Raw genomic sequence first — 12,083 nt, forward strand, 5'->3', positions numbered from 1 at the left:
CCGGCCTGTTGCCGGGCTTTTTATTTCTGACGAGGGGAAAACATGGATAACGTGGTCAATCTCTGGCCGTTACTTGGCATTGCCGCGATTGTGCTTGGCTTTGTGCTGCGCTTCAACCCGGTGCTGGTGGTGATTGTTGCCGGTTTTGTCACCGGGCTGGCGGCGCATATGCCGCTCGGCGATATTCTGGAGAAGCTCGGTTCCGGCTTTCTCAATACCCGTAATCTGCCGCTGATCCTGCTGTTACCGCTGGCGGTCATCGGATTGCTGGAGCGCCACGGTTTGAAAGAGCGTGCGCAGACGTGGATCGCCCGGATCAAAACCGCCACCGCCGGCCGTTTACTGATCGTCTATCTGTTCGTGCGTGAGCTGACTGCGGCGCTGGGGCTGACCAGCCTGGGCGGGCATCCGCAGATGGTGCGTCCGCTGCTGGCGCCGATGGCCGAAGGTGCCACTGAAAACCGTTACGGCAGCGTATCACCGGAGATTCGTCAGCGGCTGCGCGCCATGTCGGCGGCCACCGATAACGTCGGGCTGTTCTTCGGTGAAGATATTTTCGTGGCCTTCGGCGCGATCATTTTTATGCACAACTTTATGCAGGAGTCGGCGGGCATCAGCACCGAGCCGTTGCACATCGCGCTGTGGGGCATTCCGACCGCGCTGTGTGCGTTCCTGATTCATGCATCGCGACTGGTGCGGCTCGACCGTCAGCTGTCGCGTGAGCTGGGCGCGCTCAACCAGCAGGCGCTGCGCGCAAAAGGAGGTGAGTGATGTTTCAGCAACAGTATCTGATGTGGCTGGCCGGGGCGATCCTGCTGATTGTCGCGCTGCTGTCATGGCGCGATAGCGCCAACCCGCGCCGTTTTACCACCGGTTTATTCTGGGCGCTGTACGGTCTGATTTTCCTGATTGGCGACGGTGCTTATCAACTGATGGGGCAGTGGGCCGGTGATGCGGAGCTGGGACGTCGCTGGTTGCATATTGCCGTGGGCGCGGCGGTGGTGATCATGGCGCTGGTTGCCGGGTTCGGCGGCGTGCGCCTCGGTCGCTATCATCAGCGCAGCGATGAACAGAAGCAGCAGAGCGCGCAGCGTCTGGGCAATAAGCTGTTTCTGCCGGCGCTGGCGATCCCGCTGGTGACGGTGATTGGCGTGCTGGCGTTCAATCATATTCCCGGTCTGCAGGAGAGGGTGTTTGGCCCGGGCAATCATTCGACGCTGGTCACGCTGTTTTCGATGATGATTGGCTGCGTGCTGGGCTGGCTGATTGCGCTGAAGTTTACCCATGAGAAGCCGCTGCAGTCGATGCAGGAGACGCGGCGTTTGCTGGATGCGGTTGGCTGGGCGTTTATTTTGCCACAGATTCTCGCCACGCTCGGCCTGCTGTTTACCAGCGCCGGCGTCGGCACGGCGATTTCGCATCTGACTGAACACTATCTGGCGGTGGATAACCGGCTGATTGCGGTCGCGGTGTATGCACTGGGCATGGCGCTGCTGACCATGGTGATGGGCAATGCGTTTGCGGCGTTCCCGATTGTCACCGCCGGCATCGGTATTCCGATTCTGGTGCTGCAGCACGGCGGCAATCCGGCGGTGATGGCAGCGATCGGCATGTTCTGCGGCTACTGCGGTACGCTGATGACACCGATGGCTGCCAACTTCAATATTGTTCCGGCACGTTTACTGGAGCTGCCGGATCGTAACGCGGTGATCAAGGCTCAGGTGCCAACCGGTGTGCTACTGTTAGTAGTAAATATTTTCCTGCTTTATTTCCTGATGTTCCTGTGAGGTTGCGATGAAAACGGTGTTAATGACGGCGTTCGAGCCGTTTGGCGGCGAGCGCATTAATCCGTCGTGGGAAGCGGTGCGCAGCTTTGATGGTCGGGAGTTCGGCGGCGCGCGGATTGTGGTGCGCCAGCTGCCGGTGGTATTCGCCCGCTGCGGCCAGGTGCTGACCGCTGCGCTGGAAGAGTTGCAGCCGCACCGCGTGCTGTGCGTCGGCCAGGCTGGCGGGCGCAGCGATATCAGCGTAGAGCGCGTGGCGATTAATGTGAACGATGCGCGCATTCCGGATAACGACCAGCAGCAGCCGGTCGATCAGCCGATTGTCACCGGGGGACCGGCGGCCTATTTTTCCACGCTGCCGATCAAAGCGATGGTCGCGGCACTGCGCGAAGTGGGGATTCCGGCTTCGGTGTCGCAAACCGCCGGGACATTTACCTGCAATAACGTCATGTATCACCTGCTGCACTGGCTGCAGACCACAGGCAGCGCAGCACGCGGCGGTTTCGTGCATATCCCGTATATGCCGCAGCAGGCGGCGCAGCATCCTGGTGCACCGAGTATGTCGACCGCCAGTGTGATTCAGGCGCTGGAAACGTCGCTGCAGGTGATTCTCAGCACAGAGAAAGACATTCGCGAAGTGGGCGGCGCAACCCATTAATCAGGAGCGGTTATGCCAGAGGGACCGGAGATCCGCCGCGCGGCGGATCAACTTGCAGCGGCAATGGTGGGCAAGCCTCTGACAGAGGTGTGGTTTGCTTTTCCGGCGCTGAAGACCTACGAACCGGCGCTGATGGGGGAAACCATCGACGCCTTTGAAACGCGCGGCAAGGCACTGCTGACGCACTTCTCTAACGGACTGACGCTGTACAGCCATAATCAGCTGTACGGCGTGTGGCGTGTGGTGCCGAGCGGAACTGAGCCCAATACTTCGCGCCAGCTGCGCGTGCGGCTGGGTAATGCCGACCGGGCAATTTTGCTCTATAGCGCTTCGGATATTGAGCTACTGAACGCAGATACGCTCGGCGCGCATCCGTTTTTACAACGCGTCGGACCTGACGTGCTGGACGCTACGCTGACGGTGGAAGAGGTGCGCGAGCGGCTGCTGTCGCCGCGCTTTCGTCGGCGTCAGTTCAGCGGTTTGCTGCTGGATCAGGCATTTCTCGCCGGGCTCGGCAACTATCTGCGCGTCGAGATTTTGTGGCACGCCGGTTTGCTGGCGCAGCATCGTGCACAGGATTTGAACGACCAGCAGCTGGATGCCCTGAGCTACGCCATGCTGGCGGTGCCACGTTTGTCCTATCAGATGCGTGGCAGCATGAAGAAGTATCACGAAGAGGCCGCGTTTCGTTTCGAGGTGTTTCACCGTCAGGGCAAAAAGTGCCGGCGCTGCGGCACCGTCATTGAGAAGGGCGTACTGTCATCACGACCGTTTTACTGGTGTCCGGGCTGTCAGCATTGAGTTTTGGTCATCATTAGAAAAGGCGCGGGACAGACCATCCCCGCATCGTCTCCCGGCAAACTGCACCAGAGCTAATGCACTGACTGGCTGAGCCCCGGGACAGGCAATTCGCAGCGCTGAACAGCATGAGGAAGTCAGGATGAGACCGCATGGATGCGGGCGAAAGCCGGAGCCGGGACAGGATGTCCCGTCGACGGCGGTCCGTCAGACTGACGAGGGATGTGAAGGTACCGCGTCAGCGGCGCGAGGACGCCTGAAACGGGGCTCAGCCAGGCAGGGCTCGGCACGATGCGCCCCAAACTTTCGCCGTGTACTAAAAAAGAAAAGGGCGGGATAACCCGCCCTGATTGTTATTTTTTCAGCGCCGAGCTGAATTCGCGCTCGGTGTAACCGGTGTAGAGCTGACGTGGGCGGGCAATCTTCATGCCTTCGTCGTGCATCTCTTTCCAGTGCGCAATCCAGCCAACGGTACGCGCCATCGCGAAGATCACGGTAAACATTGATGACGGAATGCCCATCGCTTTCAGGATGATGCCGGAATAGAAATCGACGTTCGGATAGAGTTTGCGCTCGATGAAGTACGGGTCGTTCAGCGCGATGTGCTCCAGCTCCATCGCCACTTCCAGCAGGTCGTCCTTCATGCCCAGCTCGTTCAGCACTTCATGACAGGTTTCACGCATCACGGTCGCGCGCGGGTCATAGTTCTTATACACACGGTGACCGAAGCCCATCAGACGGAACGAATCGTTCTTATCTTTGGCGCGACGCACGAATTCCGGGATGTGATCAACGGTGCTGATCTCTTCCAGCATACGCAGCGTGGCTTCGTTGGCACCACCGTGCGCAGGTCCCCACAGCGAGGCGATACCGGCGGCGATACAGGCAAACGGGTTGGCACCGGAAGAACCGGCGGTACGCACGGTAGAGGTTGATGCGTTCTGTTCGTGGTCAGCGTGCAGGATCAGGATACGGTCCATGGCGCGTTCCAGCACCGGGTTCACTTTGTACTCTTCACACGGCGTAGCAAACATCATATGCAGGAAGTTACCGGCATAGGAGAGGTCGTTACGCGGATACACAAACGGCTGGCCGATGGAGTATTTGTAACACATCGCGGCCATGGTCGGCATTTTTGACAGCAGGCGGAATGCGGCGATTTCACGGTGACGTTCAATATTCACGTCTAATGAATCGTGATAGAAGGCGGCCAGCGCGCCGGTCACGCCGCACATCACTGCCATCGGGTGTGAATCACGACGGAAGCCGTGGAACAGGCGGGTGATCTGCTCGTGAATCATGGTGTGACGGGTTACGGTAGTGCGGAACTCGTCGTACTGCGCCTGAGTTGGGGCTTCGCCGTTCAGCAGGATGTAGCACACTTCCAGATAGTTTGAGTGGGTAGCCAGCTGATCGATAGGGAAACCGCGATGTAACAAAATCCCTTCATCACCATCAATAAAGGTAATTTTTGATTCGCAGGACGCCGTAGAGGTAAAACCGGGGTCGAAGGTGAACAGGCCTTTTGAGCCAAGGGCGCGGACATCAACAACATCCTGTCCCAGCGTGCCTTGCATCACATCCAGTTCCACGGAGTTGTTATCTTGTAGGGTTAGCGTCACTTTTTTATCTGTCATTTTTCGTCTCCATAGCGCCTTAGTAGGTAAGGATCTTAGACACCAGAACAGTCATCATGTTGCGTTTACCCGCCGTATTTTCGGGCCGCCGCTACACTGGCTGCGCGCGCGCAGTGCGGTCATTTACTTGCGTAAACGCCCATCATTTGCACGCTTACTGCCTTGTTGCAACCCGTACGACTTAGGCTAAAACAGAATCTTCACAGCATCACTCAGCGGTAACGTTCATGCTGCAAGGTTACGGAGCGAAATGTGTAAAGCCAATCGGTGGTGTCCGGGCATGACGCGCTGCACATCGTGGATGTTAAAGATCCTGTCACGACATAACTTCTTGGTAACCAATAACCTGACGGTTTGTGTTGCTCGTAAAGGCAATGTTACATAACTTGAGCTTAGGGGAAAGTGTATCCCCATAACTTTTATGCATCATAGGGTTTTAGTGCGTTCGTTTGTAACTGAAATGTTGATCTATTGTCAAATCAGATAATTAAAAATGTATAAATTGTGAAATACGTGAGGCGGATCACTGTTCAGCTTAAATGTGACCAAAGAGATTGTAGGGGAATTGTAATCAGAATGTGATCCTCCTATACTGCCGCCAGGTCTCCGGAATACCCTGACACCAGGAGCCACCCAGCGTTTTACCCGCTTCATTTAACACTGGATGTTGCTATTTTGGTGGCGGTTGCAGTCCGAACACGCACTGTGCTCTTCTGTAACTCAGGACCGGAGGAAGCAAAATAAAAAAGAGCTGTGTGGGCAAAACCGTGAAAAAACAAAGACCTGTTAACTTGGATCTCTCGACGATCCGGTTTCCCGTTACTGCAATATCGTCCATTCTCCACCGCGTCTCCGGCGTGATTACCTTTGTCGCTCTCGGAATTCTGCTCTGGTTACTGGGTCTCTCCCTCTCTTCTCCGGAAGGTTTCCAGCAAGCGGCATCCATCATGGATAGCTTCTTCGCCAAATTCATCATGTGGGGCATTCTGACCGCGCTGGCATATCACGCAGCAAGCGGCATTCGTCACATGCTGGCCGACTTCGGTTTTACGGCAGAAACCCTGCAGGTGGGAACCCGTACCGCGCAAGCGGTTTTTGTTATCACTGTCGTGCTCTCAATTCTGGCTGGAGTCCTCGTATGGTAAGCAATGCTTCTGCATTAGGACGCAACGGTATCCATGACTGGCTGTTACTGCGTGCTGCTGCAATCTTAATTACGCTCTACATTCTCTACATCCTCGGTTTTGTCGTGATGACCGGCACGCTGACGTATGACGTCTGGCGCGGCTTTTTCGCTTCCTCCTTTACCAAAGTGTTCACGTTGCTGACGCTGTTCTCGATTCTGGTCCACGGCTGGATTGGCATGTGGCAGGTCCTGACCGACTACGTGAAACCGCTGGCAACGCGTCTGGTGTTGCAACTGGTGATTGTGGTCGCGCTGTTGTCGTATGCAATTTATGGAACTGTTGTGGTGTGGGGTGTGTAAATGAGTTTGCCAGTCAGAGAATTTGATGCCGTGGTGATCGGCGCAGGTGGTGCGGGTATGCGCGCCGCGCTGCAAATCTCCCAGTCGGGCCAGAGCTGTGCTCTGTTATCCAAAGTGTTCCCAACCCGTTCCCACACCGTATCGGCGCAGGGCGGGATTACCGTGGCGCTGGGTAACTCCCACGAAGATAACTGGGAATGGCACATGTACGATACTGTCAAAGGCTCCGATTACATCGGTGACCAGGACGCGATCGAATATATGTGTAAAACCGGTCCGGAAGCGATTCTGGAGCTGGAGCACATGGGCCTGCCAATCTCCCGTCTTGATGACGGCCGCGTTTATCAGCGTCCGTTTGGTGGCCAGTCGAAAAACTTCGGTGGTGAGCAGGCGGCGCGTACCGCTGCTGCTGCCGACCGCACCGGCCACGCCCTGCTGCATACGCTGTATCAGCAGAACCTGAAAAACAAAACCACCATCTTCTCCGAGTGGTATGCACTGGATCTGGTGAAAAACGCTGACGGCGCGATCGTCGGCTGTACCGCCATCTGCATCGAAACCGGTGAAACTGTCTACTTTAAAGCCAAAGCCACTATCCTCGCGACCGGCGGTGCTGGCCGTATCTATCAGTCCACCACCAACGCCCACATCAACACCGGCGACGGCGTCGGCATGGCGCTGCGTGCCGGCGTGCCAATGCAGGATATGGAGATGTGGCAGTTCCACCCAACCGGCATCGCCGGGGCGGGTGTGCTGGTGACCGAAGGCTGCCGTGGTGAAGGTGGCTATCTGCTGAACAAGCATGGCGAACGTTTCATGGAGCGCTACGCACCAAACGCTAAAGACCTGGCGGGCCGTGATGTGGTGGCGCGTTCAATGATGGTGGAAATTCGTGAAGGTCGCGGCTGCGACGGCCCATGGGGTCCACACATCAAACTGAAACTCGACCATCTGGGCGCTGAAGTGCTGGAATCCCGTCTGCCGGGCATCCTCGAACTGTCGCGCACCTTTGCTCACGTTGACCCGATTAAAGAACCGATTCCGGTTATCCCGACCTGCCACTACATGATGGGCGGCGTGCCGACCCGCGTGACCGGTCAGGCGCTGCGCGTTAACGAGCAGGGCGAAGATGAAGTGATTCCGGGCCTGTTCGCGGTAGGCGAAATTGCCTGCGTATCGGTACACGGCGCAAACCGTCTTGGCGGCAACTCGCTGCTCGACTTGGTGGTATTTGGCCGCGCGGCCGGTGTTCACCTGATGGAGTGCATCGCTGAGCAGGGCGAACTGCGCGACGCCACCGAAGATGAAATCGACGCGGCGATGGCCCGCTTCAACCGCTGGGAAAACAACACCACCGGTGAAGATCCGGTTGAAATCCGCAAGGCGCTGCAGCGCTGCATGCAGAACAACTTCTCGGTATTCCGCGAAGGGGATGCGATGCGTGAAGGCCTGGCCGAGCTGAAAGAGATTCGTGAGCGCCTGAAAAACGCGCGTCTCGATGACCGTTCACCGGACTTCAATACCCAGCGTATCGAATGCCTGGAGCTTGATAACCTGATGGAAACCGCTTACGCCACCGCGGTAGCGGCTAACTTCCGCACCGAAAGCCGTGGCGCTCACAGCCGCTTCGACTATCCGGAGCGTGATGATGCCAACTGGCTGTGCCACAGCCTCTATGTTCCGCAAACGGAAAGCATGACGCGCCGTGAGGTGAACATGCAACCGAAACTGCGTGCGGCCTTCCCGCCGAAAGCGCGTACTTACTAATTGCGGAGATCATCATGAGACTCGAATTTTCTATCTATCGTTACAACCCGGAAGTCGATGACAAACCGCGCATGCAGGATTACACCCTCGAAGCGGAAGATGGTCGCGACATGATGCTGCTGGACGCGCTGATCCGTCTGAAAGAGAAGGATCCTACGCTGGCCTTCCGTCGCTCCTGCCGTGAAGGCGTGTGCGGCTCCGATGGCCTCAACATGAACGGTAAAAATGGCCTGGCGTGTATCACGCCGGTCTCCGCACTGGGCAATGGCAGCAAGAAGATTGTTATCCGTCCGCTGCCCGGTTTGCCGGTAATCCGCGACCTCGTGGTGGACATGGGACAATTCTATGCTCAGTATGAGAAGATTAAGCCTTTCCTGTTGAATAATGGGGAAAATCCGCCAGCGCGCGAGCATCTGCAAACGCCTGCGCAGCGCGAGCACCTGGACGGCCTGTACGAGTGTATTCTCTGTGCCTGCTGCTCCACGTCGTGCCCATCGTTCTGGTGGAATCCGGACAAGTTCATCGGTCCGGCCGGCCTGCTGGCGGCGTACCGCTTCCTGATTGACAGCCGCGACACCGAAACCGATGCGCGCCTCGACAATCTGAATGATGCTTTCAGTGTTTTCCGCTGTCACAGCATCATGAACTGTGTGAGCGTGTGCCCGAAAGGCTTAAACCCAACGCGCGCCATCGGCCACATTAAGTCGATGCTGCTGCAGCGCGGAGCGTAACAAACGGAAGTCACGATCGGGAACTCAGGTTCCCGATCGTTTACGGAAGCCTCTATAAGCGCGGTACTGACCACGCTTATAAAGGTTCCCTTACGGGCCAGGCGCCGGTTGCGCACAGGTTCGTATCGCTGAACTCACTACGGCAAGCCGCGTAAGCGGCAACAAATGAAACCTCAAAAAAGCAGATTAATGCTTAAGGGATCACAATGCAGAACAGCGCGATGAAACCCTGGCTGGACTCCTCCTGGCTGGCCGGCGCGAACCAGTCCTACATAGAGCAACTCTATGAGGATTTCCTGACCGATCCTGACTCTGTTGATGAAGTGTGGCGCTCGATGTTCCAGCAGCTGCCGGGCACCGGCGTGAAACCTGAGCAGTTTCACTCCACGACGCGTGAATACTTCCGCCGCCTGGCGAAAGACGCCACCCGCTACACCTCCACAGTCACCGATCCGGCCGCTAATTCCAAACAGGTTAAAGTGCTGCAGCTGATTAATGCGTTCCGCTTCCGCGGCCATCAGCACGCTAACCTCGATCCGCTCGGCCTGTGGAAGCAGGAGCGCGTGGCGGATCTCGATCCGGCCTTCCACGATCTGACCGACGCCGATTTTCAGGAAAGCTTTAACGTAGGCTCTTTCGCCATTGGCAAAGAGACCATGAAGCTGGCCGATCTTTATGCCGCACTGCAGCAGACCTACTGTGGTTCGATTGGTGCAGAGTACATGCACATCAACAACACTGAAGAGAAGCGCTGGATTCAGCAGCGTCTGGAATCGGTGGTGGGCCATGCGTCATTCAGCGCGGACGAGAAAAAAGGTTTCCTGAAAGAGCTGACGGCGGCAGAGGGCCTGGAAAAATACCTCGGCGCGAAATTCCCGGGTGCCAAACGCTTCTCGCTGGAAGGCGGTGATGCGCTGGTACCGATGCTGCGCGAAATGATTCGCCACGCCGGCAAGAGCGGCACGCGTGAAGTGGTGCTGGGCATGGCGCACCGCGGTCGTCTCAACGTGCTGATCAACGTGCTGGGTAAAAAACCGCAGGATCTGTTCGACGAGTTCTCCGGCAAGCACAAAGAGCACCTCGGTACCGGTGACGTGAAATACCACATGGGCTTCTCGTCAGACGTGGAAACCGAAGGCGGCCTGGTACACCTGGCGCTGGCGTTCAACCCGTCGCATCTGGAAATTGTAAGCCCGGTAGTCATGGGCTCGGTGCGTGCGCGTCTGGATCGTCTGGCGGAGCCGGGCAGCAACAAAGTCCTGCCGATCACCATTCACGGTGATGCCGCGGTTATTGGCCAGGGCGTGGTGCAGGAAACCCTGAACATGTCGCAGGCTCGCGGTTACGAAGTGGGCGGCACCGTACGCATCGTGATTAATAACCAGGTGGGCTTCACCACCTCGAATCCGAAAGATGCGCGTTCTACCCCGTACTGCACCGACATCGGCAAAATGGTGCTGGCACCGATCTTCCACGTCAACGCGGACGATCCGGAGGCGGTAGCGTTTGTTACCCGTCTGGCGCTGGATTATCGCAACACCTTCAAACGCGATGTGTTCATCGATCTGGTGTGCTACCGCCGTCACGGCCATAACGAAGCCGACGAGCCAAGCGCAACCCAGCCGCTGATGTATCAGAAAATCAAAAAGCATCCGACGCCGCGCAAAATCTACGCCGATCAGCTGGAAAGCGAAGGCGTGGCCACGCAGGAAGATGCCACCGAGCTGGTAAACCTGTACCGCGATGCGCTGGATGAAGGCGAGTGCGTGGTGCCGGAATGGCGTCCGATGAGCCTGCACTCGTTCACCTGGTCTCCGTACCTCAACCACGAGTGGGATGAGAGCTACCCGGAAACCGTGGACATGAAACGTCTGCAGGAGCTGGCGCGCCGCATCAGCAGCATTCCGGAAGCGGTGGAAGTGCAGTCGCGCGTTGCCAAAATTTACAACGATCGCAAAGAGATGGCGGAAGGCAACAAGCTGTTCGACTGGGGCGGCGCGGAAAACCTCGCTTACGCCACGCTGGTCGATGAAGGCATTCCGGTGCGCCTGTCGGGTGAAGACTCCGGCCGCGGCACCTTCTTCCACCGTCACGCGGTGATTCACAACCAGCAGAACGGCTCGACTTACACTCCGCTACACCACATCCATAACGGTCAGGGTCAGTTCAAGGTGTGGGATTCGGTGCTGTCGGAAGAAGCGGTACTGGCGTTCGAATACGGTTACGCCACCGCCGAGCCGCGCGTGCTGACCATCTGGGAAGCGCAGTTCGGTGACTTCGCCAACGGCGCTCAGGTGGTGATCGATCAGTTCATCAGCTCCGGCGAGCAGAAATGGGGCCGCATGTGTGGTCTGGTGATGCTGCTGCCGCACGGCTACGAAGGGCAGGGGCCGGAGCACTCCTCCGCGCGCCTTGAGCGCTATCTGCAGCTGTGTGCTGAGCAGAACATGCAGGTCTGCGTGCCATCAACGCCAGCGCAGGTCTACCACATGCTGCGTCGTCAGGCGCTGCGCGGTATGCGCCGTCCGCTGATCGTGATGTCGCCGAAGTCGCTGCTGCGTCATCCGCTGGCAGTATCCAGCCTTGATGAGCTGGCCAACGGCAGCTTCCAGCCGGCGATTGGTGAGATCGACGACCTCGATCCGCAGCAGGTGAAACGCGTAGTGCTGTGCTCCGGTAAAGTTTATTACGATCTGCTGGAGCAGCGTCGTAAGAACGAGCAGACCGATGTCGCCATCGTGCGTATCGAACAGCTCTATCCGTTCCCGCACAAAGCGGTGCAGGAAGCGCTGAAGAATTACGCCCATGTTCAGGATTTCGTCTGGTGTCAGGAAGAGCCACTGAACCAGGGCGCATGGTATTGCAGTCAGCATCATTTCCGCGAAGTGGTTCCATTTGGTGCGTCACTGCGTTACGCAGGCCGTCCGGCTTCTGCTTCACCGGCCGTGGGCTATATGTCCGTACATCAACAACAGCAGCAAGACCTGGTCAATGACGCGCTGAACCTTGGTTAATTAAAAGGAAAGAAAATGAGTAGCGTAGAAATTCTCGTTCCCGATTTGCCTGAATCCGTAGCGGACGCCACGGTAGCCACCTGGCATAAAAAACCCGGCGACTCTGTGACCCGCGACGAAGTGCTGGTCGAGATCGAAACTGACAAAGTGGTACTGGAAGTGCCTGCCGCCGCTGACGGTGTGCTGGAAGCGGTGCTGGAAGACGAAG

Annotated in this window: 11 protein-coding genes; 10 read left to right on the forward strand and 1 reads right to left on the reverse strand. The window is 57.4% G+C overall.

Annotated elements, in window-relative coordinates:
• The first annotated feature begins 42 nt into the window (after positions 1–42).
• Genes ERD80_RS01820 through nei form a run of 4 tightly spaced genes read left to right on the forward strand, consistent with a single transcriptional unit; the run spans position 43 to position 3,243 of the window.
• Positions 43–771, forward strand: coding sequence for a DUF969 domain-containing protein (locus ERD80_RS01820; RefSeq protein ID WP_058775286.1), 729 nt, complete (start codon positions 43–45; stop codon positions 769–771).
• Positions 771–1,787 (forward strand): DUF979 domain-containing protein, encoded by a 1,017-nt coding sequence (locus ERD80_RS01825; protein WP_058769447.1) that lies wholly within the window; start codon positions 771–773, stop codon positions 1,785–1,787. Before ERD80_RS01820 ends, ERD80_RS01825 begins: the two co-directional genes overlap by 1 nt.
• Positions 1,788–1,794: 7 nt before the next feature.
• A complete protein-coding gene (gene pcp, locus ERD80_RS01830) occupies positions 1,795–2,442 on the forward strand; it encodes a pyroglutamyl-peptidase I (protein ID WP_059010761.1) in 648 nt (215 codons plus the stop codon).
• 12 nt (positions 2,443–2,454) lie between these two features.
• Positions 2,455–3,243, forward strand: coding sequence for an endonuclease VIII (gene nei / locus ERD80_RS01835; RefSeq protein ID WP_021508543.1), 789 nt, complete (start codon positions 2,455–2,457; stop codon positions 3,241–3,243).
• A 350-nt stretch (positions 3,244–3,593) separates the two neighbouring features.
• On the opposite strand, the gene ERD80_RS01840 is transcribed toward nei, so the two are convergent.
• Entirely contained in the window at positions 3,594–4,877 is a 1,284-nt protein-coding gene (locus ERD80_RS01840; RefSeq protein ID WP_021508542.1) for a citrate synthase, read from the reverse strand.
• A 755-nt stretch (positions 4,878–5,632) separates the two neighbouring features.
• Between ERD80_RS01840 and sdhC the strand changes: the two genes are divergently transcribed.
• From sdhC to ERD80_RS01870, 6 genes are all read left to right on the forward strand, one after another.
• Positions 5,633–6,022 carry a succinate dehydrogenase cytochrome b556 subunit gene (gene sdhC, locus ERD80_RS01845; protein WP_021508541.1) on the forward strand — a complete coding sequence of 130 codons (390 nt, stop codon included), beginning with the start codon at positions 5,633–5,635 and terminating at the stop codon, positions 6,020–6,022.
• Positions 6,016–6,363: a succinate dehydrogenase membrane anchor subunit gene (sdhD, locus tag ERD80_RS01850; RefSeq protein WP_021508540.1), complete on the forward strand. Its 348-nt coding sequence runs from the start codon at positions 6,016–6,018 to the stop codon at positions 6,361–6,363. The genes sdhC and sdhD overlap by 7 nt, the downstream gene beginning before the upstream one ends.
• Positions 6,364–8,130, forward strand: a complete 1,767-nt coding sequence (sdhA, locus tag ERD80_RS01855; RefSeq protein ID WP_136545588.1) for a succinate dehydrogenase flavoprotein subunit — start codon at positions 6,364–6,366, stop codon at positions 8,128–8,130.
• 14 nt (positions 8,131–8,144) lie between these two features.
• Positions 8,145–8,861 carry a succinate dehydrogenase iron-sulfur subunit gene (locus ERD80_RS01860; RefSeq protein ID WP_021508538.1) on the forward strand — a complete coding sequence of 239 codons (717 nt, stop codon included), beginning with the start codon at positions 8,145–8,147 and terminating at the stop codon, positions 8,859–8,861.
• Between the two features lie 206 nt (positions 8,862–9,067).
• Positions 9,068–11,875, forward strand: coding sequence for a 2-oxoglutarate dehydrogenase E1 component (sucA, locus tag ERD80_RS01865; RefSeq protein ID WP_021508537.1), 2,808 nt, complete (start codon positions 9,068–9,070; stop codon positions 11,873–11,875).
• Positions 11,876–11,890: 15 nt separating this feature from the next.
• Positions 11,891–12,083 (forward strand): biotin/lipoyl-containing protein (locus ERD80_RS01870; RefSeq protein ID WP_348769903.1); only part of this gene is annotated, 193 nt, incomplete at its 3' end.

The sequence above is a fragment of the Pantoea sp. R102 genome, from assembly GCF_004916815.1.
In the GTDB taxonomy this organism is placed as follows: Bacteria; Pseudomonadota; Gammaproteobacteria; order Enterobacterales; family Enterobacteriaceae; genus Pantoea; species Pantoea dispersa.